Raw genomic sequence first — 20950 nt, 5'->3', positions numbered from 1 at the left:
TCCACGGTGGACAGATTTTTCGACTCAGCGAAATCAATGGCTTGCGCGTGGGCGTTCAGGAATTCTTAACGGTTGGCCGACCGGCACGGCCGTCCGGCTACACGATCACCTGCGCTTCCGGCAGGCCCCTGGCGACGCCCTTGAAGGCGAAGGTCTGGCCGGAGGCGGGGTGGCGGGTGCGGGCCTCGGCGTCCATGTGTTCCAGCGCGGTGGTGACGTAGAGCGTCGTCAGATCGGCACCGCCGAAGGCGGGGCAGGAGGCATGCGGCGCGCCGGGGGTTTCCACCGCGTTCAGGAACACGCCGTCGGGGCCGTAGCAGGCCACCCGCCCCGCGCCCCATTGCGCATTCCAGAACCGGCCCTCGGCGTCGATCACCGCGCCGTCCGGGTTCAGCCCGGCGCGGGCGAGGTCGAGCCAGGCTTCGGGTTCACCCCTGGGCCAGCCCTGCGCGTCGAGCGCGACCTTCATCACCTGACCCAGTGACGTGTCAGTGAAATGGGCGGCGGTCCCGTCCGGGGTGAAACAGATCGCGTTCGGGATGGTGACGCCGGTGTAAAGCTGCCGCAGCTCGCCGCGATACCAGCGCCAGATCGCGCCCGCGCCCTTCTCGGTCTTCTTGCCCATCGTGCCGAACCAGAACCCGCCCTGCCGGTCGGCGCGGCCATCGTTCGAGCGGGTGACCGAAGTTCCGGCCTTCACCACCGGTGTTTCGCTGCCGGAGGCCAGATCGAAGCGGATCAGCCCGGTTTCGCTGGCCAGCAGCAACGCGTCGCGGGAAATCCACCCGGCGGCGGAGACATAGCCGGAGAAGCTCCAGGATTGCTTTTGCGAGTGAAGCGTGCGGTTCAGGATGTCGAACCAGAACAGTTCGCCCCGCAAGGGGTGCCAGAGCGGGCCTTCGCCCAACTCGCAGGCGCGGGTGTCGAAGATCATGCGAAGACCTCGTCATAGGCCGCGACGATGGCGGCGGCGCGGGTGGCGATCTCGGCGGTGCCGAGGCCGGGCGTGTAAAGCGCGGTGCCGATGCCGAAACCTTCCGCCCCGGCGCGGGCCCAGTCGGCGAAGTTCGCGGGTCCCGCACCGCCGACGGCGTAGACGGCCATGCCCTTCGGCAAGACCGCGCGGATCGCCTTCAGCCCTTCCGGCCCTAGCAGGTTGCCGGGGAAGAGCTTCAGCCCCGTCGCCCCGGCCTTGATCGCGGCGAAGCATTCGGTCGGGGTCATCACCCCGGGCCAGGAGGCCATCCCGGCGGCGCGGGTGGCGGCGATCACCTCGGGGTCGGCATTGGGCGAGACGATGAGTGTCCCGCCCGCCACCTTCACCTGCGCCACCTCGGCCACGGTCAGCACGGTGCCCGCGCCGATCTCGGCCCCCGGCACGGCGGCGACCATCGCGGTGATGGAGGCGAAGGGATCGGGCGAGTTGAGCGGCACCTCGATCCTTGTGATCCCGGCGGCGACCAGTGCCCGCGCGGCGGGGGCGGCCTCGGCCGGGGTGATGCCGCGCAGGATGGCGATCAGGTTGCGATGGGTCATTGCGGCGTGGCCTCATGTTGGGGGGAAAGCGAGGCGAGGCCCGCAAGGGTGCAGTCGGTGACGGAGAGCCGCCCGGTCGTGACCCCCTGCGCGGCAAGCGCGCGGGCATAGGCGGTGGACAGTTTCTCGGCCCCGATCAGCGTGACGCGCTGGCCCAACCAGTAGGGCCTGGCGGCGGCAAGCTCCATCCCGATCAGGAGGCCGGAAAGCCGGGCGCGGGCGGCATCGGGCGTCAGGCCCGCGATCAGCCCCTGCGCCCGCAAGGAGAAAAGCCGCGCGCCCAGCCGTTCGGGGCGGGAAAGCGCATCGGTGACGGCGGTGTCGAAAGCCGCCTCGTCCCAGCCCGACCCCTGCATCCCGTGGCGCAGGACCGAGGCGGTGGACAGAAGCGCGAAGAGTTCGCCGGTCATGAAGGTCTGGAAGCTGACGACCTCGCCCGCGCTGATATGCGCCCATTTCGAATGGGTGCCCGGCAGGCAGAGGATTCCGTCATAGCCCGGCATCAGCCGCAGCGCCCCGGCGATCTGGGTTTCCTCGCCGCGCATCACGTCGGCGGGGTCGGCCTGCATCAGCCCGGGGGCGATGGTCACGCGAAGGCGGGGGTCGGTGGTGGGGGCGGCGATCAGCGCAGCGCGGTCGAGCGGCGTGCAGGGCACGGCGCGGTAGGGCGCCTCGCGCCAGCCCTGGCGGCTGCCGACCATGCCGCAGGCGAGGACCGGGGGGGTGCCCGCCAGCCAGGGGGTGATCAGGCGCAGGAGGGCGGCTTCGAAATCCGACGGGGCCAGCTTGCCCATCCCCTCATCCGACTCCGCCTCGGCCAGCACGCGGCCATCAGCCCCCATCGCCCAGGCGCGCAGGTTCGAGGTGCCCCAGTCGACGGCGATCCAGGCGGGGCTCAGGGTGTTGGTCATCCGGAAACGAAGCCTCCATCCAGGATCAGGGTCTGCGAGGTCATCATGCGCGCGGCGTCGGAAGCGAGGAACAGCACCGACCCCGCCACATCGGCGGGCTGGATCGGGTCGGGCAGGCATTGGCGGGCGAGATGGCTGGCCAGCGCCTCGGGGGTGACCCAAAGCTCTTTCTGCCGGTCGGTCAGCACCCAGCCCGGAGCGATGGCGTTGACGCGGATGCGGTCCGGCCCGAATTCGCGGGCGAGCGTCCGGGTCAGGCCGACGATCCCGGCATTGGCGGTGATATAGGCGGCATAGCCGGTGTCGGCCATCATGAAGCTGATCGAGGAGAAGTTGACGATGCTGCCGCCGCCCGCCGCCTGCATGCCGGGGATCACCGACTGGCAGGCGAAGAAATAGCTCCGCAGGTTGACGTCGATCGACCAGTCCCAGAAGGTTTCGTCGGTTTCCAGCGTATCGTGGCGCTGGTCGTTCGCGGCGTTGTTCACCAGGACGGTGATCGGGCCATGCGCCTTGGCGGCGGTGGCGAGGGTCAGTTGCAGCTGGTCGGTGACGGCGATGTCGCAGGGCAGGAACAGCGGGCGGTTGCCGGTGGCCAGTTCCATCGCGTCGCAGAACGGTGTGGCGTCGGAGCGCTGGCAGAAGGCGACCCTGGCGCCCTGGCGCAGGAAGGCCTCGGTCAGCGCGGCGCCGATGCCCGCGCCGCCGCCGGTGATGAAGACGGAACGGCCTTTCAGGTCGGGGAAGACGGGATCGGTCATGCTCTGGTCCTTCGGCGACCCAAGGGGTGGGTCCGGCTGCGGGCGACAGGATGAATGGGTGACGTCCCGGCCAACCAGCGTCAAGGGGGTTCGGTTCCGGGCGCGGTGTTCCCCGCGCGCCGGATTGCCGGGTCAGTGGCCCGCGAGGAACTTCTCGGCGTCGAGCGCGGCCATGCAACCCATCCCGGCGCTGGTCACGGCCTGGCGGTAGATGTGGTCGGTCAGGTCGCCCGCCGCGAAGACGCCGGGAATGGCGGTGCGGGTGCTGCCCGGCTCGACCACCACATAGCCGCCGGAATGCAGGGGAAGCTGGTCCTTCACCAGGTCCGAGGCGGGCGCGTGGCCGATGGCGACGAAGAACCCGGCGCAGGGAATTTCCGATTCGGCGCCGGTCTTCACGTTGCGCACCTTGACGGCGGTGACGCCAAGCGGGGTTTCGGTCCCGAGGACATCGGTCACTTCGCTGTCCCAGACCACGGCGATCTTCGGGTTCTTGAACAGCCGGTCCTGCATGATCTTCTCGGCCCGGAAACTGTCGCGGCGATGGACCAGCGTCACTTTCGCGGCGAAGTTGGTGAGGAACAGCGCCTCTTCGACGGCCGTGTTGCCGCCGCCGATGACCACCACTTCCTTGCCGCGGTAGAAGAACCCGTCGCAGGTGGCGCAGGCGGAGACGCCGAAGCCCTTGAATTTTTCCTCGGACGGCAGCCCCAGCCATTTCGCCTGCGCCCCGGTGGCGAGGATCACTGCGTCGGCGGTGTAGGTGGTGCCGCTGTCGGCGGTGGCGGTGAAGGGGCGTTTCGACAGGTCAAGCGCGGTGATGTAGTCACCGATCACCTCGGCCCCCATCGCGCGGGCGTGTTCCTCCATCCGCACCATCAGGTTCGGGCCCTGTACGGTATGGTCGCCGGGCCAGTTCTCGACCTCGGTGGTGATGGTCAGCTGGCCGCCGGGTTGCAGGCCCTGGATCAGCAGGGGTTGCAGCATCGCACGGGCGGAATAGACCGCCGCCGTATAGCCTGCCGGGCCGGAGCCGATGATCAGAACCTTTGTATGCCGCGTCTCGCCCATGCTTGTCCCCTGAAATGCCGGACCCCGATATAGACCGCTGCCCCGAGCCCGGAAAGCCCCCGCATGGCAGGGTTGCAGGGAACGCAGCAGATCGTTTTCTTGCGCCGTGTTGAAATATTATTGCGCAGACAGCCCCTCGCGCGTAAGTAAGGCCGCAGAACGGAGACATCATGGCCGCGCACAAGCTTGACCCCATCGACCGCCAGATTCTGGCCGAATTGCAGGCCGATGGCCGGATGACCAATGTCGAGCTGGCCAGCCGGGTGGGAATCTCGGCCCCGCCCTGCCTGCGCCGGGTGCGCGGGCTGGAGGAGCAGGGCTTCATCCGGGGCTACCATGCCGACATCAACGCGCGGGAACTGGGCTTCGAGGTGCAGGTCTTCGCGATGGTGCGGCTGTCGAGCCAGGCCGAGGCCGACCTGGCCGCTTTCGAGGCACGCTGCCGGGCCTGGCCGCTGGTCCGCGAATGTCACATGCTGAACGGCGAGATCGACTTCATCCTGAAATGCGTCTCGCCCGACCTGTCGACCTTCCAGAGCTTCCTGACCGAGGAATTGCTGAAGGCCGACCATGTCGCAAACGTGAAGACCAGCCTCGTCATCCGCTGTGCGAAGGATGAGCCCGGCCTGCCGTTCGATATCCTGGAAGCGCGGCTGGCGAAGAACGCCTGAGCCCTCCCGGAACAGAATGATGCTTGTCGGGAATGGGCCGGTCTTATGGCAGCCCAAGAATTTTCTAGAAAATTCTTAGACTTGGCCCGGCGGGGTAAGGCGCATTTCGCGTCAGCGCGCGGCGTCGGAGACCTGGCGGGTCGCGGTCTTCAGCCGCATGGCGAAGCCCTTCTGCCCGGCGACCATCGCCGTGCGGCCCGAAGTCTGGCGGGCAGAGGCGCGGGCGACGACGCGCGCATCTTCACCGTCACCGACGGTTTCAAGGATGGAGAGAATCCAGCGGCGCTTGGTCTTCATCTGGATGATCATCGCTTTCCCCGTCGCAATACAACCTGACAGGGAAACCCATGACCCCAGATTGCGGCAGGGTTGGGGAAGAACCGTGAAGCAATCAGAGCATTTTCATGCCAGATTTCGCCCAGTTATAGCCTTATTGTCGAGATCAGCCGCCCATAGTCGGCCTCGCCCGCATGGGTGGTGCGGCGGAAAGAGTAGAACCGCGCCGGGTCGCGATAGGTGCAATGGCCGGTCCATTCGGCCTGTTTCACCCCGGCATTGCGCAACCGGTAAAGGCCATAGCCGGGCAGGTCGAAGAGCATCCGGTCGCCCTCGCCATTGGCGAAATAGCGGGTGCTGGCCTCATCTTCCGCGCGGAAACGGTCGAAGAATTCCGGGCCTACCTCATAGGCCGCCTGGCTGATCGTCGGGCCGATGACGGCGGTGATATTCGACCTCTGCGCGCCCAAAGCCTCCATCGCGTCAAGCGTCGCCTCCAGCACCCCATCCACCGCCCCTCGCCAGCCGGCATGGGCGGCGCCGACCACCTTCGCCTTCGGGTCGGCGAACAGCACCGGCTGGCAGTCGGCGGTCAGCACGGCCAGAAGGACGCCGGGAGTGGCAGTGACCAGCGCATCGGCCTCGGGACGGATGGAGAGCGGGCCGGTGACGGGCAGCGCCTTGGCCGAATGCACCTGATGCACGGTGACCAGCATCTCCGGCCCGACGCCCATCGCCTCGGCCACGCGGGCGCGGTTGATGGCGACGATCTCGGTCTGGTCGGAAGACCCGGTGCCGCAGTTCAGCCCCGCGAAGATGCCCGAGGATGCCCCGCCCTTGCGGGTGAAGAAGCCGTGGCGGACGTCGAGCGCGGCGGAGGTGATGATTTCCAGCGTTGTGGGCATCAGGCGAATCCGGGGGGTGGCGGGGCACCGGCTGAGGTGATCGCCAGCACCTTGAACAGCGAACCCATTTCTTGCGGATCGGTCAAGCGGTGATGCGCGGCGCGGTGGCTTTCCAGCGCTGCGCCGGTGAGGTTCCGGGCCAGCCGCTCGGCCCGGGCGTCGATGCCGAGGCGGGAGAGGACAGCGCCTTGCGTGTCCCAGGCGAAGGCCTGCCCCAGCGCGGCAAGCGGTTCGAAATCGACATGGGCGGTGAGGTCGGCCTCGCCCGGGTGGGCCAGCGGGTCGTCCGGCCGGTGCTGGCGGAGGGCCTGCAAGGTATCGCCTTGCGAGCGCCAGCCGCCGTAGTCGATCCAGTAGGCCACGCCGCCCGCCCTGGCGATGCGGGTGGAGACCTCGGCGACGGCATGGCGGGCGGCAAGGTTGTCCTCGACCAGCGCGCCTTCGGGGGCATGACGGAAGGCGGGGGTTTCGGGGACCTGCGGCAGGGGGGCGGAGAGGCCGAAGGTCAGGGTTTCGTCGCGCAGGCCGATCAGGCGCTCCTGCCAGCCTTGCGGGCCGTGCTGGAACTGGCGGATCGGAAGGGCGTCGAGGAATTCGTTCGCTATGAGAAAGAGGGGAGCCTCGGGCAGGTCTTCGAGGTGGTCGATCCAGTTGGGGGAATAGGCTGCGAGGGTTGCGGCCTGCACTTCGCGCAGGCGGGGGGAGGCCTCGACCAGAGTGACGCGGGCGGCTTGGTGGAAGCCGGGAACGGACCGCGTGGCGCGCAGGATGTCGGCCATAAGGGTGCCGCGACCGGGGCCAAGCTCGGCCAGGGTGAAGGGCGCGGGCGAGCCCCGGTCCAGCCAGCTTTGCGCCAGCGCCAGCCCGACCAGCTCGCCGAACATCTGGCTGATCTCGGGGGCGGTGGTGAAGTCGCCTGCCGCGCCGAACGGATCGCGCGTCGTATAGTAGCCGTGGACCGGGTGCAGCAGGCACTCGGCCATGTAGTCGGCCACGGTGATCTGCCCCTCCTCGCGGATGCGCTCGGCGATCAGGCGGGCGAGGGGGGTCATTCTTCCCGGGCGCGGAGGCCGAACCACAACCCGGCGGCGATCATCGGCAGCGAGAGGAGCTGGCCCATTGTCAGGCCGTAGTCCCCGGCCTGCACCGCCCAGCCGATGGGATTGCCGGGTGAGACGAACTGCGCGTCGGGCTGGCGGACGAACTCCACCAGGAAACGGGCCACGCCATAGCCCACCAGGAACAGTCCCATCAGCGCGCCGGGGCGCTTGAACCAGCCGCGGCGGAAGGCAAGCCAGGTCAGCACGACCAGCAGCAGCAGCCCCTCCAGCGCGGCCTGATACAGCTGGCTCGGGTGCCGGGCGCAGGCCCCGGTCAGCTCGGCGCAGGTCTGGGCGGCGGCGCCGGGGAAGACCACGCCCCAGGGCAGGTCGGTCGGGCGGCCCCAAAGCTCGGCGTTGACGAAGTTCGACAGGCGGCCGAGGCCGAGGCCCAGGGGCGCGGCGATGGCCAGAAGGTCGCCCATCGACAGCATCGGGATCTTCTCGCGGCGGCAGAACCAGAGGCCCGCCAGCACCACGCCCGCGAAACCGCCGTGGAAGGACATGCCGCCCTCCCAGACGTAGGGAACACGCCAGGGTTCGGCGAGGAAGGTGGCGGGCTCATAGAAGATCACATAGCCGAGCCGCCCGCCGAGGATCACGCCCACCACGGCCCAGGTGAAGAAGCGTTCGACCTGTTCGGCGGTCAAGGGTGGCTCGCCCGCCCAGAGCCGCGGGGTGCGGATGGCGCGCAGGATGATCCACCAGCCGTAGAGGAGGCCCGCCATATAGGCCAAGGCATACCAGCGCAGGGCGAATTCGCGGCCGAAGAGCGTGACCGAGAAGACGTTGGGCGAGATGTCGGGGAAGGGGATCATGCGGGCCCTTTCGGCTATGGGACCGCTTGTCGCGGGCGGGGCAGGCGATGTCAACCGCGCCACGTTTCCTGCGCCCCGTCTCCTGCGCCCCGTTTCCTGTGCCTTGCCCCGGCGGCGGGGCGGGGCCATATAGGGGCGAAGCAGGAGGTGGCCCATGCAGACCCGCAACAAGTTCTTCGACGACATGAGCCAGCTCATGACCAATGCGATGGGCGTGGCCCAGGGCGCCAAGACCGAGGCCGAGACGGCGATGCGCGGCTTTGTCGACCGCTGGATGGCCGACCGCGATTTCGTGACCCGCGAGGAATTCGACGCGGCCCGGGCGATGGCCCAGAAGGCGCGGGAAGAGAACACGGCTCTGGAGGCCCGGATCGCGGCGCTGGAGGCGGCGCTGGCGAAGAAGAAGGGCTGACCGGACGCTCGTCGTTCGACGTCGTCACGCCTCGCCGGGCATGCCCGACGAGGAGCCGAAGGCGAACGAGGAGGCGGGTATCACGTCCTGATCAGCCGGAAGGCCGCCGAGGCGCCCCATCCCGCCACCGCGGCCAGCACCAGCGAGACCAGCCCGTAGACCAGCGGCTGCTGCTTGGCGAGGTTGAAGACGAAGCGCTCCAGCCCCTCCTTCCGCACCCCGATCACCTTCTCCTGGCTTGCGACCACATGCTTGTTGCGCAGAAGGAACAGCCGCACCTTGTATTCGCCCTCGGTCAGGTTGGCGGGCAGCTCGACATCGGAGCGGAAGAGCGTCTCTTCGGTCAGTTCGACCTTGCCTTCCAGGATGCGGTAGCGGCCTTCGTTGGTGCGGACGCGCAGAAGCGCCAGGATGAACTCGCCCGACTTGTCGGCCTCGGCCGAGATGCCGATGGCGCGGATCACCCGTTCGATGGTGATGCCGTAGCGCAGGTTGTCGACGTCCGACAGGATGTGGGTCAGGGGCCCGGTGGTCGCGACGGCATAGAAGCTGGGGGCGCTGCCGATTGTCACCGAGGCATTGTTGACCCAGATCCCCGCGACCCGGCCCTTGCGGCGCACGGCGACGGGGGTGGCGGGTCCCTCGACGGTGACGATCACCTCCAGCGGGCCGCCTTCGGGCGCGGGGGCGTCGCGCTTCACCGCGCCGTAGATCAGGATCTCCGAGCCGTCGAAATCGGCGGTGATCGAGACGCGGTTCTGGCTCATCCCCGAGACGATGACCTCTTGCGCCGCGGCGGGCAGCGCCAGCGCCAGCGAGAGGAACAGCGCGCGGATCACGGCAGGACCACCGGTGCGACGGAGTAAAGTTCCTCCGGGGTGACGAGGAGATCGGCCGCGATGCGGATCGACACGGTCAGGACCAGGAGCGACAGGAGGATGCGCAGTTGCTCGGCCTTCAGCCGGACTCCGACCCGGGTGCCGATCTGCGCGCCGATCACCCCGCCAAGGATCAGGAGCAGCGCCAGCATCATGTCGACGGTCTGGCTGGTCACCGCATGCATGACCGTGGTGAAGGCCGAGACGAAGATGATCTGGAAGAGCGAGGTGCCGATCACCACCTTGGTCGGCATGCCCAGGAGGTAGATCATCGCGGGCACCAGGATGAATCCGCCGCCGACCCCCATGATCGCGGCGAGGAAGCCCACCGCCGCCCCGATCAGGGCCGGGGGGATCACGCTGATGTACAGGCCCGAGGCGCGGAACTTCATCTTGAAGGGCAGGCCGTGCGCCCAGGAATGCACATGCGCCCGCCGGATCGGGGCGCCGCCGGGCCTGCGCGACCGCATCAGGCTGCGCAGGCTTTCCTGGAGCATCATCGCGCCGATCAGGCCCAGGAAAAGGACATAGGACAGCTGCACGAACAGGTCGACCTGGCCGAGCCGGGTCATGATGCTGAACACCCAGACCCCGATGGCCGAACCGGCGATGCCGGCGAAGAGCAGCACGGTTCCCATCTGGAAATCGACACCCTTGCGGCGCAGCTGCGCCAGCACGCCCGAGATCGACGAGGCCACGACCTGGTTCGCGCCGGTGGCCACCGCAACCGCCGGGGGGACGCCGATGAAGAAGAGAAGCGGCGTGATCAGGAAGCCGCCGCCGACCCCGAACATGCCGGAGAGGAACCCCACGATGCCGCCCAGCCCCAGGATGAGGAAGGCATTGACCGAAACCTCGGCGATGGGGAGGTAAAGCTGCATCGAGGCGGCCCAGTCCGGGGCAAAAACGGCATGATGGACCGAGGGTTGCGCGCCTTTTCCGGCGAAGTCAAACCCCGATTCGGTTCACTTTCGCGCGCGCAGGAATTCCCGCAGAATCCGTTCCAGTTTTGCCGCACCCAGGGGGGCCATCGCCTTGGTGTGTTCGTGGCTGATCTTCTCGTCCGACATGCCGGCGGCCATGTTCGTGATGGTGGAAATCGCCGCGACCTTCAGGCCCAGGAAGCGGGCGAGGATCACTTCGGGCACGGTGGACATGCCGACCGCGTCGCCGCCCAGAAGCTTGAGCATCCGAATCTCGGCCGGGGTCTCGAAGGAGGGGCCGGAATACCAGCAATAGACGCCTTCGGGCAGGTCGATGCCTTCCGCCACGGCGGCGGCTTCCAGCGCCCGGCGCATCTCGGGGTCGTGCGCGTCGGTCATCGGCACGAAGCGGGCGTCGGTCTTTTCGCCGATCAGGGGGTTCAGGCCGGAATAGTTGATATGGTCGCAGAGCAGCATCACGCTGCCGGGCGGGATGTCAGGTCGCATCGAACCGGCGGCATTGGTCAGGATCAGCCGGCTTGCCCCCAGCGCCTTCAGGACCTGGAGCGGCAGGAGCATCGCGCGGGGATTGCCGGATTCGTAGTAGTGTTCCCGCGCGCCGAAGGCGGCGACGCGAACGCCCTCCAGCATTCCCACATGCAGGTGCGGGTTATGGCCCGAGACGCCGACATGCGGGAAGCCGGGCAGGTCGGCATAGGGGATCGCCACCCCGTCGACCGCCTGCGCCAGATGGCCGAGGCCGGAGCCAAGGATCAGGCCAAGCTCCACCGGGGCGTCTCCGGCGCGCGATTGAATGTATTTGGCGAGCGTTGCGGCATCGGACATGCGGTGCGCCTTCTGGTTGGCGGCGGAGCGGGGGTTTCACACCCCCGCACCCCCGTGGGATACTTGCGCCAGTATGAAAGGCCTCAGCGTTCCTTGACGTAGGGCTCGCCCCCCGCGCGAGGCGGGATCGCCTTGCCGACGAAGCCCGCCAGGACGAGGACGGTCAGGATATAGGGCAGCGCGTCGAGGAAGGGGACCGGGACCTTGACCTGCGCCACGCGCTCGACCACGTCGGGGCGCAGCGCAAGCGCCTGGAAGAAGCCGAACAAGAGGCAGGCATACATCGCCTGGATCGGGCGCCACTTGGCGAAGATGAGGGCGGCCAGCGCGATATAGCCGCGCCCTGCCGTCATCTCTTTCCCGAAGCCCGCCTGCAGGGCGGTCGCCATGTAGGCCCCCGCCAGCCCGCAGAGGACGCCGGTGACCATCACGGCGGAAAAGCGCAGCCGGTTCACGCTGACCCCGGCGGTATCCACCGCCGCCGGGTTCTCGCCCACCGCCCTGAGGCGCAGGCCATAGCGCGTGCGGTAGAGCACCCACCAGGTCAGCGCGACGATGGCGAAGGCGAGGTAGACCAGGATCGAATGGCCCGAGATCACCTCGGCGTAGAGCGGGCCGATCACCGGCACCGGGCGCAGCGCCTCGGCGAAGGGCAGGTGCAGCTCGCCGAAGCGGGCGGCGCCGTCCAGCGGCGGGGTGCGGCCACCCTGGCCGAAGAGGCTCTGCGCCGTGAGCACGGTGAGGCCGGAGGCAAGGAAGTTCAGCGCCACCCCGGCGATCAGCTGGTTGCCGCGGAAGGTGATCGAGGTCAGCCCGTGGATCAGCGCAAAGACCAGCGACCCGGCGATCCCCGCCAGCGCGCCGACCCAGGCCGAGCCGGAGTAGTAGGCGGCCGCGCCCGCGCACATCGCGGCGACCAGCATCTTGCCCTCCAGCCCGATGTCGAAGACCCCCGAGCGTTCGGAATAAAGCCCGGCCAGGCAGGCGAGCAGCAGGGGCGTCGCCAGCCTCAGCGTCGAGTCGAGGATTTGCAGAAGCGTGCTGTAATCCATCACGCGGCCTCCAGTCTTGCGGGGCGGAAGAGGGCGAAGATGCGGGTCAGCAGCATCCGCACCATCATGTCCAGCGCCCCGGTGAAGAGGATGACCAGCCCCTGCACCACGGTGCGCAGCTCGATCGGGATCTTGGTCCAGAGGCCAAGTTCCGCCCCGCCCTGGAACAGGAACCCGAAGAGAAGCGCCGCCAGCACCACGCCGACCGGATGGTTTCGCCCCATCAGCGCCACGGCGATGCCGATGAACCCGGCACCGCTGGCCGAGTTGCCCAAGAGACGCTCCGCCTCGCCCATCACGTTGTTGATCGCCATCAGCCCGGCCAGCCCGCCCGAGATCAGCATCGCGATCATGATGATCCGGGTCGGGTTGATCCCGGCGTAGCGCGCCGCCGATTCCGATTTGCCGAAAGCCCGGATCTGGTAGCCGAGCCGCGTGCGCCAGAGGAGGAGCCAGACCACCACCGCCGCGGCCAGCGCGATGAAGAAGGTGACGTTGGCCGGGACCTTGGTGTCGAAGACCAGGTTCAGGCCGGGGATTTCGCTGAAGCGGGGCAGATGCGACTGCGGCGGGAAGTTCGCCGTCGCCGGGTCCATCTTGCCTGGGGGCCGCAGCACGTCGACCAGGAGATAGACCAGGAGGCTGGCGGCGATGTAGTTGAACATGATCGTGGTGATCACGATATGGCTGCCGCGTTTCGCCTGCAGATAGGCCGGAATCGCCGCCCAGGCCGCCCCGAAGGCCGCAGCGCCGACCGACGCCCCCAGCAGCGCCAGCGTCCAGTGCGGCCAGGGGATGAAGAGGACGGCGAGGGCGACCCCGAGGCCCCCGAGCTGCGCCTGCCCTTCGCCGCCGATGTTGAAGAGGCCGGCGTGGAAGGCCACCGTCACGGCAAGGCCGGTGAAGATGAAGCTGGTGGCGTAGTAGAGCGTATAGCCCCAGCCATAGGCGTTCATCACAGAGCCTTCGACCATGACCGTGATCGCCTCCCACGGGTCCTGGCCGATGGCGATGATGACAAGGGCCGAGATGATCGCGGCGAGGGTCAGGGAAACGAGCGGGACGAGGGCGACATCGGCCCAGCGTGGCAAGCGGTCCATCAGGCAAGTCTCCGGTCATTGTTCCTGAGGGCAGCCCCCCCACCCCATCCCTCCCCCACAGTGGGGGGAGGGAGGCGCCTGGCCCGGGCCGCAGTTATCTGAGCGCGGGTCGCGCATGGCATCGAGCGCGCCGCGTGACATCGCGCACCTCCCCTCCCCCTTTGTGGGGAGGGGATGGGGGCGGGGGACTGCCGCAGATCAAGGATCGTCACGCCGCCTCCCCTTTCCCCGTCACCCCGGCCATCAACAGGCCCAGCTCGCGCTCGTCCGTCTTGTCCGGGTCGCGGAAGCCCATCAGCCTGCCGTCGAACATCACGGCGATGCGGTCCGAGAGGCTCATGATCTCGTCCAGTTCCACGCTGACCAGCAGGATCGCCGCCCCCGCGTCGCGCAGCGCGATGATCTGCTTGTGGATGAACTCGATCGCGCCGATATCGACGCCGCGGGTCGGCTGGCCGACGAGAAGCAGGTCGGGCTTCTGCTCGATCTCGCGGGCCACCACGATCTTCTGCTGGTTGCCGCCGGAGAATGACTTGGCGGGCAGGGTGACGATCGGGGGACGGACGTCGAAGGTCGCCATCTTCTTCTCGGTGTCGGCCCGGATCGCGGCATTGTCCATGAAAAGCGCGTTCTTCTGGTATTCGGGTTCGTTGAAGTAACCGAAGGCCACGTTCTCCCAGGCGGTGAAATCCAGGATCAGCCCGTGGTGATGGCGGTCTTCGGGGACATGGGCGATCCCGGCGCGGCGGCGGGATTGGCCGTCGGCACCCTTGCCCGAGAGCGGCAGGTCCGCGCCCTTGAGGCTGGCCTTGCCGGTGGCGCGGATCATGCCGCCAAGGGCTTCCATCAGCTCGGTCTGGCCGTTCCCGGCGACGCCTGCGATGCCCAGGATCTCGCCCGCGCGGATCTCGAAGCTGACGCCTTTCAGCCGTTCGACCTTGTGTTCGTCGCGGACGCGCAGGTCTTCGACCGCCAGCACCACCGGCCCAGGTTTCGCCGGGCCCTTCTCGACCTCCAGCAGCACCTTGCGGCCGACCATCAGCTCGGCCAATGCCTCGGGGCTGGTCTCGGCGGTCTTCACGGTGGCGACCATCGTGCCGCGCCGCATGACGGAAACGTTGTCGGTCGCCTCCATGATCTCGCGCAGCTTGTGGGTGATCAGGATCACCGTCTTGCCCTGCTCTTTCAGTCCTTTCAGGATGCGGAACAGGTGGTCGGCCTCGTCCGGGGTCAGCACGCCCGTGGGTTCGTCCAGGATCAGGATGTCGGCCTGGCGATACAGCGCCTTCAGGATTTCCACCCGTTGCTGGTGGCCGACCGACAGGTCCTCGATCAGCGCGTCGGGGTCGACGTCGAGGTCATAGTCGCGCGCCAGCCGTTCCAGCTCGGCCCTGGCCTTCGTCAGCGAGGTGTTGAGCATCTGACCTTCCTCGGCACCGAGGATGATGTTTTCCAGCACGCTGAAATTCTGCACCAGCTTGAAATGCTGGAAGACCATGCCGATCCCGGCGCGGATCGCGCTCTGGCTGTCGGGGATCGGGGTGAGTTGGCCGTTGACGAAGATCTCGCCCGCGTCGGCCTTGTAGAAGCCGTAGAGGATCGACATCAGCGTGGATTTCCCCGCGCCGTTCTCGCCGATGATGCCGTGGATCGTGCCCTTCGGCACCGCGATGTTGATGTCCTTGTTCGCCTGCACCGGGCCGAAGGCCTTGGAGATGCCCTTCAACTCGATGGCGAATGCCGCATCGGCCCCGCTCTGTCTGGCCATGTCTTCCCCCTGTCGACCTGGCACCCGCCGCTTGTGGTGCGGCTTTTCCGGGTGCCTCTTGCAAGGATGCCGCGCCAGAAGTCTGGCGCGGCATCATTCCTCTCAGGCGGCCAGCCGATCAGAACGTGGCGGCCGGGCAGGTGTTGTCCGACATGTAGTCGTGCACCACGATCTCGCCCGACTTGATCTTGGCCGCGGCTTCCTCGACCTTGGCCTTCATGTCGTCGGTCACCAGGCTGGCGTTGTTCTCGTCCATCGCATAGCCGACGCCGTCGTTCGCCAGACCCATGACGTTGATGCCGGGGGTGAGGGCTTCGCCTTCCTTGAAGGCTTCGTAGACCGCATTGTCGACCTTCTTGACCATCGAGGTCAGGACCTGGCCGGGATGCAGGTAGTTCTGGTTCGAGTCGACGCCGATCGAGAGGATCCCCTCATCCGCCGCCGCCTGCAGCACGCCGACGCCGGTGCCGCCCGCTGCCGCGTAGATCACGTCCGCGCCCTGCGCCTTCTGGCCCTTGGCCAGTTCCGCGCCCTTCACCGGGTCGTTCCAGGCCGCCGGGGTGGTGCCGGTCATGTTCAGCACGATCTTGGCATCCGGGTTCGCGGCAAGCACGCCCTGGGCGTAGCCGCAGCCGAACTTGCGGATCAGCGGAATGTCCATGCCGCCGATGAAGCCGACGGTGCCGGTCTTGGAGGCCATCGCCGCCATCATGCCGACAAGGTAGGAGCCCTCATGTTCGTTGAACACGACCGACTTCACGTTCGGCTGGTCCACCACCATGTCGATGATGGCGAACTTGGTGTTCGGGAAGTCGGGGGCGACCTTGTTCAGCACGTCGCCGAAGGCGAAGCCGGTCATCACGACGGGGTTGGCGCCCGCTTCGGCCAGACGGCGCAGCGCCTGTTCGCGCTGGGCCTCGTCCTGCATCTCCAGTTCCTTGTAGGTGCCGCCGGTTTCCTTGGCCCACCGCTCGGCCCCGTTGAAGGCGGCCTCGTTGAACGACTTGTCGAACTTGCCGCCGAGGTCGAAGATGATCGCCGGTTCCGCCGCAGCGACGCCCGACAGGAGGGCGAATGCGCAGGTGGCCCCGGCAAGGGATTTCATAAGGCTCATGGGTATTCTCCCGGTTGATAAACTCACACGCCGCCCAGTCCGCCGGTCATCCCGGTCGCGGGCGGTTCCTGTCGCTGATTAGCGTCGAAGGCCGCTTGGGGGTCAAGCCGGATTCGGCTTGCCGTCGCAACAAGTTGACCCCTTGGTCAAGTTTGTTCACCGCAAGGGTGCGGGCGCCAGATCCCGGGCAAGGACCAGCGCATCGGTGCGCTGGCCGTAGGGGCCCCGATAGTAGCCGCGCCTGCGCCCGGCGGGGGCGAACCCGGCCGATTCGTACAGCGCGATGGCGGCGGCGTTGTCGGCGGCGACTTCCAGGAAAGCCCGGTCGGCGCCCCGGAGCTGCGCCTGATACAGGAACCGGGCGACGAGCATGCGGGCCAGGCCCCGTCGCCGGGCCTCGGGTGCGACGGCGAGCGTGAGCAGTTCGGCTTCCCCCGCCACCGCCCGACCGAGGAGGAAACCCGCATCGCCCTCGACCAGCAGGAAGGCGAGGGGGTCGGCCAGGAAGCCCGCGAAATCGGCGGCATTCCAGGGCGGGGGCGAGCGGAAGCAGCGGGCGTGGAGCGCGGCGAGAGCCTCGGGCGTCACGGGAGGATCACCGGCGGCGGGTCCGAGGGCGGGGCGGCATCGGCTCCGCGCAGGTAGAAGGGGGCGGGGCGGGGTTGCGGCCGGTCGGCATGGGTGGCGGCGATGCGCGCGATGGCTTCGGCCAGCGGCATGGCCGGGGGAAGGGCTTTGTCGCCTGCCGACGAACCCGTTGCGGGGCAGGCGGGCACCACGACGTCGGCCAGATGCGCCTCTCCGGCGCCGCCGGGGGTGAAGAGCTGGACATAGGCCTGGCCGCGTCTGGCGTCCTCGATGACGAGGACGGGGCGCGGCAACCCGTAGGCCAGGGCCTCCAGCCGGGTGACGCCGATGGCCGGGATGCCCAGCCCCAGCGCCAGCCCGCGCGCGGCAGCGACAGAGATGCGCACGCCGGTGAAGTTGCCCGGTCCGGTGCCGACCGCCAGCGCCTTCAGGTCGGACCAGTTGAGAGCGGCTTCGGCCAGCACTTCCTCCAGCAGAGGGACCAGCCGTTCGGCCTGACCCTTCTCCATCGGTTCAAGCCGCTGGATCACCCGGTCAGGCAAAAGCAAAGCCGCCGCGCACCAGGGGCCGGAGGTGTCGAAGGCCAGCAGCGGAAGCTCCTCGTTCGTCTTCGACTCCTCGTCGCCGAACGACCCGCGAGGAGCGACCGAAGGGGAGCGAGGAGCCGTCACGAAGGGCTCAGGCCGCGACGGGACGGACTTCCAGCACTTCCGGGATGTAATGCCGCAGCAGGTTCTCGATCCCCATCTTCAGCGTAAGCGTCGAGGACGGGCAGCCCGCGCAGGCGCCCTGCATGTGCAGGTAGACCACGCCCCGGTCGAAGCCGTGGAAGGTGATGTCGCCGCCATCCTGCGCCACCGCCGGGCGGACGCGGGTGTCCAGCAATTCCTTGATCTGCTTGACGATGTCGCCATCCTCGCCGGTATGCTCGGCATGGCCGCCGCCGGTCGAGGCCTCGCCCTCGATCACCGGCTGCCCCGACTGGTAGTGTTCCATGATCGCGCCCAGGATCTGCGGCTTGATATGGGGCCAGTCGACGTCATCCGCCTTGGTGACGGTGACGAAGTCGTTGCCGAAGAAGACGCCGGTCACGCCGCCCGCCGCGAAGATGCGCTTGGCCAGCGGCGATTTCGCTGCGGCCTCGGCATTGGGGAAGTCGGCGGTGCCAAGCTCCAGCACGGTCTGGCCGGGCAGGAATTTCAGCGTGGCGGGGTTCGGCGTGGATTCGGTCTGGATGAACATCATGGGTCTCCGACTGTTCCTGTCGGATATGCGCCTTGCACCCGACACTGTCAAGTTTGGAACCGTTCTAAATCGGCTGCAATCGCGCGGCTGTCAGGCCTGGTCGGAGCCCCAGTAGGCATACATCTGCTCCAGCGCGGTCAGCGGGCGCAGGCGCGGGGCGGGCAGGCCCGTGGCTTCGGTCTGGAAATAGGGCTCCAGCACGGGCGCGACATTGCGGTTGGGCTGGCGGAACGGGTGGACGGACATGATCTTCAAGCCTTTCGGAAGGCTCCTCCCTGCGCCGGAAGATAGGCCTTTCCCGAAGGACCCCCAACGCACATCGCTGCATGGCAGCAATGCATCCGCGGCATGAGCTACCAGATCAGCGCGACGCCCGAATACAGCAGCAGCGCCCCGATGGTGCAGGCCACGGCCAGCGAGCCCAGGTCCTTGGCATCCTTGGCAAATTGCGACCAGCCCGGCGACAGGTGGTCGACCAGCACCTCGATGGCGGTGTTCAGCGCCTCGACCGCGATCAGCACCAGGCCGATGGCAAGCATGCCCAGCACTTCGGGCAGCGAGGCCCCGGCGACGAGGAACAGCAGCAGAAGGCCCGCGATCAGTGCGACTTCCTGCCGGAAGGCGCTTTCGCCCGCCAGCCGCTTCAGTCCGCCAATCGAATAGCCTGCAGCGGCGAAGAAATGCGCGATCCCGGTCTTGCGCGGGGGCTTGTCCTGAACCGCCATGCTCAGCCCGCCACCGCGCGACAAGGTGCCGCAAGGTCCAGCGTCTCGTCCCGGGCCGTCGTCGTCACATCCAGCATTCCAAGCACCGTCGAGAACATGTTGTCGTGGCTCACCGGCGCGTCCGCGGCTTTCGCCAGGCAACCCTGATCCAGCGCCAGACTGTCACGGAAGCGCTGCGACATCCAGAGCACCATCGGCACCCGGGTCTGGTAGTCCGGCGCCATGAAATAGGGCGTCCCATGCAGGTAGAGCCCGCCTTCGCCCAAGCTCTCGCCGTGGTCCGAGACGTAGTACATCGCCGGAATGACCCGGTCCGACGCGTCGAGCTGGTCGATCACCTGCGCCAGGAACCAGTCGGTATAGGCGATGGTGTTGTCATAGGCGTTGACGATCTCCTCGCTGGAGCAATTGGTCAGCTCGGGCGTCTGGCAGGCGGGCTTGAACAGCTCGCGCTCGGGCGGGTAGCGCAGCCAGTAGCTTGGCCCGTGGCTGCCGATCTGGTGCAGCACGATCACCGTGTTCCGGGTGATCGTGTCGGCCTTGTCCTGCAGGCTTTTCAGGAAGACCGCGTCGATGCATTCGGGGAAGCAGAACTCGGCCCCGTCCTCGGCCTTCATCTTGCGCGGGCGCACCTGCAGGCGGTCGCCGATGTTCTTGTCGCCGGTGTTGTTGTCCCACCACTCGACGTCGAACCCGGCGTGGGTCAGCACGTCGAGCAGGTTCTCGTGGCTCAGCCCGCCTTCATAGGAATATTCGGCCCGGGTCAGCGGCGAGAACATGCAGGGCAGCGAGGTCGCCGTCGCCGTGCCGCAGCTGGTGGCGTTGGGGTAGTAGACGATGTCGCGCTTCTTCAGCTCGGCATTCGTCTCGCGGGCATAGCCGCCCAGCGACCAGTCCTGCGCCCGTCCCGTCTCGCCCGCGACGATCACCATCAGGATCGGCTTGTCGGCCTTGGCCAGGAACGGGCCGGGCTTGGCGTCAAGCCCGGTTGGCTCCACCACGATCTGCGTCGACTTGAACATCATCTTGGCATAGCGCAGCGCGGCGCCCATCGGGGCAAGCGGCTGGACCGAGCCCAACAGTTCCTTGTTGCCGCGCAGGACCGTGGAATAGGCCTTCATGTTGGTGAACAGGAGGCCGACCAGCAGCGCGACCGACAGTGCGGTGACCAGCCCGACGCCAAAGAGCCCCCGCACCACCGAGGCGCGGCGGATGCGCACCCAGAGCACCAGGATCGAGGGGATCACGCCATAGAGGAAGACATGGGTCAGGAAATGCAGGGTGATGAGGTGTTTCGATTCCGCGAAAGTGGTCGTCATCGCGTTCTGGATCATGTCGCGGTCGACGACGACGCCCAGGACGTCGACGTAATACGAGGTGACCCCCGCCGTGATCAGCATCGCCACCAGCACGGGTTTCTGCGCGCGGCGCACGGCCAGGACCGAAACCACCAGCAGCATCAGCGCCCAGACAGCCCCGGAAAAGACCAGCGCGGTGAGGGTGCGGCCTTCGAAGATGCGGAACAGATGGCCCCAGAATGTCGTGTTGCAGATCGCAAGCATGTAGGTCGCGACCAGTGCATTCAGCACGAAGGGCGAGAGTTCGGGGCGGCGGGCCGCGGGCGAGGCCTGGGTCGGGTCGGTCATTCGGGTATCCTGGGGCACGCGGGCCTTGCGCGACCCGGCTGTTAACTAGGCAATCGAACCGGGAAATGCACTAAGCACGCGCTTAAATCTGCACTGCCTGCCGTGGGGTCCTGCGCGGTTTCGGCAAGGACCCGCGCAGTCGGGGATCAGGTGATGCTCTCAAGCCGCTCTTTCGACAGGTCGCCGGGTACGATGGTGATCGGGATCGGCAGGCTGCCGGAATTGCGGCTCATCGCGGTGACAAGCGGGCCCGGTCCGTTCTTGTCGGTGCCGGCGCCAAGGACAAGGACGGCGATCTCGCCGTCTTCCTTCACCTGGCTCAGGATCTCGTTCACCGGGTCGCCCTCGCGGATCACCAGCTCGGGGTTTACCCCCTGCTTGTCGCGCATCCACTTGGCGAAGACCTCGAAATGCGCCTCGATCCGTTCGCGCGCCTCGGCCCGCATCAGGTCGGCGACGCCCATCCAGGTCTGGAACTCTTCCGGCGGCACGATGGACAGGATCGTCACCCCGCCCCCCGTGTGCGCCGCCCGCAATGCCGCGAAACGCATGGCATTCAGGCATTCGCGGCTGTCGTCCAGCACGACCAGGAATTTCCGCATGA

25 protein-coding genes are annotated in these 20950 nt (G+C 67.6%); 2 read left to right on the top strand and 23 right to left on the bottom strand.

Annotated elements, in window-relative coordinates; all coding sequences use genetic code 11:
• Positions 1–97: 97 nt before the first annotated feature.
• From ACE3P6_RS05475 to trxB, 5 genes are all read right to left on the bottom strand, one after another.
• Positions 98–934 (bottom strand): SMP-30/gluconolactonase/LRE family protein, encoded by an 837-nt coding sequence (locus tag ACE3P6_RS05475; RefSeq protein WP_374392436.1) that lies wholly within the window; start codon positions 932–934, stop codon positions 98–100.
• A complete protein-coding gene (locus ACE3P6_RS05470) occupies positions 931–1536 on the bottom strand; it encodes a 2-dehydro-3-deoxy-6-phosphogalactonate aldolase (protein ID WP_374392434.1) in 606 nt (201 codons plus the stop codon). Before ACE3P6_RS05470 ends, ACE3P6_RS05475 begins: the two co-directional genes overlap by 4 nt.
• Positions 1533–2447, bottom strand: coding sequence for a 2-dehydro-3-deoxygalactonokinase (locus ACE3P6_RS05465; protein ID WP_374392431.1), 915 nt, complete (start codon positions 2445–2447; stop codon positions 1533–1535). Before ACE3P6_RS05465 ends, ACE3P6_RS05470 begins: the two co-directional genes overlap by 4 nt.
• Positions 2444–3208, bottom strand: a complete 765-nt coding sequence (locus tag ACE3P6_RS05460; protein ID WP_374392427.1) for an SDR family NAD(P)-dependent oxidoreductase — start codon at positions 3206–3208, stop codon at positions 2444–2446. The genes ACE3P6_RS05465 and ACE3P6_RS05460 overlap by 4 nt, the downstream gene beginning before the upstream one ends.
• Before the next feature lie 132 nt (positions 3209–3340).
• Entirely contained in the window at positions 3341–4279 is a 939-nt protein-coding gene (gene trxB / locus ACE3P6_RS05455) for a thioredoxin-disulfide reductase (RefSeq protein ID WP_374392425.1), read from the bottom strand.
• A 170-nt stretch (positions 4280–4449) separates the two neighbouring features.
• On the opposite strand from trxB, the gene ACE3P6_RS05450 reads away from it, so the two are divergent.
• Entirely contained in the window at positions 4450–4950 is a 501-nt protein-coding gene (locus ACE3P6_RS05450) for an Lrp/AsnC family transcriptional regulator (protein WP_294971689.1), read from the top strand.
• Positions 4951–5061: 111 nt separating this feature from the next.
• On the opposite strand, the gene ACE3P6_RS05445 is transcribed toward ACE3P6_RS05450, so the two are convergent.
• The 4 genes from ACE3P6_RS05445 to lgt form a co-directional block, all read right to left on the bottom strand.
• The gene (locus tag ACE3P6_RS05445) at positions 5062–5259 is read right to left on the bottom strand and encodes a hypothetical protein (RefSeq protein ID WP_374372455.1); all 198 of its coding nucleotides are present in this window, start codon (positions 5257–5259) and stop codon (positions 5062–5064) included.
• Positions 5260–5372: 113 nt separating this feature from the next.
• Positions 5373–6131: a peptidoglycan editing factor PgeF gene (gene pgeF / locus ACE3P6_RS05440; RefSeq protein ID WP_374392421.1), complete on the bottom strand. Its 759-nt coding sequence runs from the start codon at positions 6129–6131 to the stop codon at positions 5373–5375.
• A complete protein-coding gene (locus ACE3P6_RS05435) occupies positions 6131–7183 on the bottom strand; it encodes a class I SAM-dependent methyltransferase (RefSeq protein ID WP_374392418.1) in 1053 nt (350 codons plus the stop codon). The genes pgeF and ACE3P6_RS05435 overlap by 1 nt, the downstream gene beginning before the upstream one ends.
• The gene (gene lgt, locus ACE3P6_RS05430) at positions 7180–8049 is read right to left on the bottom strand and encodes a prolipoprotein diacylglyceryl transferase (RefSeq protein WP_374392415.1); all 870 of its coding nucleotides are present in this window, start codon (positions 8047–8049) and stop codon (positions 7180–7182) included. The genes ACE3P6_RS05435 and lgt overlap by 4 nt, the downstream gene beginning before the upstream one ends.
• 154 nt (positions 8050–8203) lie before the next feature.
• Between lgt and ACE3P6_RS05425 the strand changes: the two genes are divergently transcribed.
• Complete coding sequence (locus ACE3P6_RS05425; RefSeq protein WP_374372464.1) at positions 8204–8461, top strand: accessory factor UbiK family protein; 258 nt, start codon at positions 8204–8206, stop codon at positions 8459–8461.
• 80 nt (positions 8462–8541) lie between these two features.
• Here the strand turns inward: ACE3P6_RS05425 and ACE3P6_RS05420 are convergent, their stop codons facing one another.
• From ACE3P6_RS05420 to ACE3P6_RS05355, 14 genes are all read right to left on the bottom strand, one after another.
• Positions 8542–9300 (bottom strand): TIGR02186 family protein, encoded by a 759-nt coding sequence (locus ACE3P6_RS05420; protein WP_374392413.1) that lies wholly within the window; start codon positions 9298–9300, stop codon positions 8542–8544.
• Positions 9297–10220: a sulfite exporter TauE/SafE family protein gene (locus ACE3P6_RS05415; protein ID WP_374392410.1), complete on the bottom strand. Its 924-nt coding sequence runs from the start codon at positions 10218–10220 to the stop codon at positions 9297–9299. Before ACE3P6_RS05415 ends, ACE3P6_RS05420 begins: the two co-directional genes overlap by 4 nt.
• An 84-nt stretch (positions 10221–10304) precedes the next feature.
• Positions 10305–11108 (bottom strand): purine-nucleoside phosphorylase, encoded by an 804-nt coding sequence (locus ACE3P6_RS05410; protein ID WP_374392407.1) that lies wholly within the window; start codon positions 11106–11108, stop codon positions 10305–10307.
• 83 nt (positions 11109–11191) lie between these two features.
• Positions 11192–12160: an ABC transporter permease gene (locus tag ACE3P6_RS05405; protein WP_374392404.1), complete on the bottom strand. Its 969-nt coding sequence runs from the start codon at positions 12158–12160 to the stop codon at positions 11192–11194.
• A complete protein-coding gene (locus ACE3P6_RS05400) occupies positions 12160–13260 on the bottom strand; it encodes an ABC transporter permease (protein ID WP_374392403.1) in 1101 nt (366 codons plus the stop codon). Before ACE3P6_RS05400 ends, ACE3P6_RS05405 begins: the two co-directional genes overlap by 1 nt.
• A 208-nt stretch (positions 13261–13468) precedes the next feature.
• Positions 13469–15028, bottom strand: coding sequence for an ABC transporter ATP-binding protein (locus tag ACE3P6_RS05395; protein ID WP_374392401.1), 1560 nt, complete (start codon positions 15026–15028; stop codon positions 13469–13471).
• Positions 15029–15146: 118 nt separating this feature from the next.
• Positions 15147–16142, bottom strand: a complete 996-nt coding sequence (locus ACE3P6_RS05390; protein ID WP_374392398.1) for a BMP family protein — start codon at positions 16140–16142, stop codon at positions 15147–15149.
• 156 nt (positions 16143–16298) lie between these two features.
• Positions 16299–16730 carry a GNAT family N-acetyltransferase gene (locus tag ACE3P6_RS05385; protein ID WP_374392396.1) on the bottom strand — a complete coding sequence of 144 codons (432 nt, stop codon included), beginning with the start codon at positions 16728–16730 and terminating at the stop codon, positions 16299–16301.
• Entirely contained in the window at positions 16727–17320 is a 594-nt protein-coding gene (gene tsaB, locus ACE3P6_RS05380; RefSeq protein ID WP_374392681.1) for a tRNA (adenosine(37)-N6)-threonylcarbamoyltransferase complex dimerization subunit type 1 TsaB, read from the bottom strand. Before tsaB ends, ACE3P6_RS05385 begins: the two co-directional genes overlap by 4 nt.
• An 88-nt stretch (positions 17321–17408) precedes the next feature.
• The gene (locus ACE3P6_RS05375) at positions 17409–17972 is read right to left on the bottom strand and encodes a NifU family protein (protein WP_374372191.1); all 564 of its coding nucleotides are present in this window, start codon (positions 17970–17972) and stop codon (positions 17409–17411) included.
• Between the two features lie 93 nt (positions 17973–18065).
• Positions 18066–18221 carry a hypothetical protein gene (locus ACE3P6_RS05370; protein WP_374392394.1) on the bottom strand — a complete coding sequence of 52 codons (156 nt, stop codon included), beginning with the start codon at positions 18219–18221 and terminating at the stop codon, positions 18066–18068.
• A gap of 107 nt (positions 18222–18328) precedes the next feature.
• Positions 18329–18700, bottom strand: coding sequence for a diacylglycerol kinase (locus ACE3P6_RS05365; protein ID WP_374392392.1), 372 nt, complete (start codon positions 18698–18700; stop codon positions 18329–18331).
• A gap of 2 nt (positions 18701–18702) precedes the next feature.
• Positions 18703–20346, bottom strand: a complete 1644-nt coding sequence (locus tag ACE3P6_RS05360; protein ID WP_374392389.1) for a phosphoethanolamine transferase — start codon at positions 20344–20346, stop codon at positions 18703–18705.
• Positions 20347–20492: 146 nt separating this feature from the next.
• Positions 20493–20948: a universal stress protein gene (locus ACE3P6_RS05355; protein ID WP_374372180.1), complete on the bottom strand. Its 456-nt coding sequence runs from the start codon at positions 20946–20948 to the stop codon at positions 20493–20495.
• Positions 20949–20950 lie beyond the last annotated feature (2 nt).

Source organism: Tabrizicola sp. (assembly GCF_041911175.1).
Taxonomy (GTDB): domain Bacteria; phylum Pseudomonadota; class Alphaproteobacteria; order Rhodobacterales; family Rhodobacteraceae; genus Tabrizicola.
The sequence above is the reverse complement of the archived record's forward strand: the minus strand, read 5'-3'. Positions and strand labels throughout refer to the sequence as shown.

Bases quoted from the DNA above. Each gene is read 5' to 3' on its own strand.
- ACE3P6_RS05475 (WP_374392436.1), bottom strand. From the start codon at position 934: ATGATCTTCGACACCCGCGCCTGCGAGTTGGGCGAAGGCCCGCTCTGG.
- ACE3P6_RS05470 (WP_374392434.1), bottom strand. From the start codon at position 1,536: ATGACCCATCGCAACCTGATCGCCATCCTGCGCGGCATCACCCCGGCC.
- ACE3P6_RS05465 (WP_374392431.1), bottom strand. From the start codon at position 2,447: ATGACCAACACCCTGAGCCCCGCCTGGATCGCCGTCGACTGGGGCACC.
- ACE3P6_RS05460 (WP_374392427.1), bottom strand. From the start codon at position 3,208: ATGACCGATCCCGTCTTCCCCGACCTGAAAGGCCGTTCCGTCTTCATC.
- trxB (WP_374392425.1), bottom strand. From the start codon at position 4,279: ATGGGCGAGACGCGGCATACAAAGGTTCTGATCATCGGCTCCGGCCCG.
- ACE3P6_RS05450 (WP_294971689.1), top strand. From the start codon at position 4,450: ATGGCCGCGCACAAGCTTGACCCCATCGACCGCCAGATTCTGGCCGAA.
- ACE3P6_RS05445 (WP_374372455.1), bottom strand. From the start codon at position 5,259: ATGATCATCCAGATGAAGACCAAGCGCCGCTGGATTCTCTCCATCCTT.
- pgeF (WP_374392421.1), bottom strand. From the start codon at position 6,131: ATGCCCACAACGCTGGAAATCATCACCTCCGCCGCGCTCGACGTCCGC.
- ACE3P6_RS05435 (WP_374392418.1), bottom strand. From the start codon at position 7,183: ATGACCCCCCTCGCCCGCCTGATCGCCGAGCGCATCCGCGAGGAGGGG.
- lgt (WP_374392415.1), bottom strand. From the start codon at position 8,049: ATGATCCCCTTCCCCGACATCTCGCCCAACGTCTTCTCGGTCACGCTC.
- ACE3P6_RS05425 (WP_374372464.1), top strand. From the start codon at position 8,204: ATGCAGACCCGCAACAAGTTCTTCGACGACATGAGCCAGCTCATGACC.
- ACE3P6_RS05415 (WP_374392410.1), bottom strand. From the start codon at position 10,220: ATGCAGCTTTACCTCCCCATCGCCGAGGTTTCGGTCAATGCCTTCCTC.
- ACE3P6_RS05410 (WP_374392407.1), bottom strand. From the start codon at position 11,108: ATGTCCGATGCCGCAACGCTCGCCAAATACATTCAATCGCGCGCCGGA.
- ACE3P6_RS05405 (WP_374392404.1), bottom strand. From the start codon at position 12,160: ATGGATTACAGCACGCTTCTGCAAATCCTCGACTCGACGCTGAGGCTG.
- ACE3P6_RS05400 (WP_374392403.1), bottom strand. From the start codon at position 13,260: ATGGACCGCTTGCCACGCTGGGCCGATGTCGCCCTCGTCCCGCTCGTT.
- ACE3P6_RS05395 (WP_374392401.1), bottom strand. From the start codon at position 15,028: ATGGCCAGACAGAGCGGGGCCGATGCGGCATTCGCCATCGAGTTGAAG.
- ACE3P6_RS05390 (WP_374392398.1), bottom strand. From the start codon at position 16,142: ATGAGCCTTATGAAATCCCTTGCCGGGGCCACCTGCGCATTCGCCCTC.
- ACE3P6_RS05375 (WP_374372191.1), bottom strand. From the start codon at position 17,972: ATGTTCATCCAGACCGAATCCACGCCGAACCCCGCCACGCTGAAATTC.
- ACE3P6_RS05370 (WP_374392394.1), bottom strand. From the start codon at position 18,221: ATGTCCGTCCACCCGTTCCGCCAGCCCAACCGCAATGTCGCGCCCGTG.
- ACE3P6_RS05365 (WP_374392392.1), bottom strand. From the start codon at position 18,700: ATGGCGGTTCAGGACAAGCCCCCGCGCAAGACCGGGATCGCGCATTTC.
- ACE3P6_RS05360 (WP_374392389.1), bottom strand. From the start codon at position 20,346: ATGACCGACCCGACCCAGGCCTCGCCCGCGGCCCGCCGCCCCGAACTC.
- ACE3P6_RS05355 (WP_374372180.1), bottom strand. From the start codon at position 20,948: ATGCGGAAATTCCTGGTCGTGCTGGACGACAGCCGCGAATGCCTGAAT.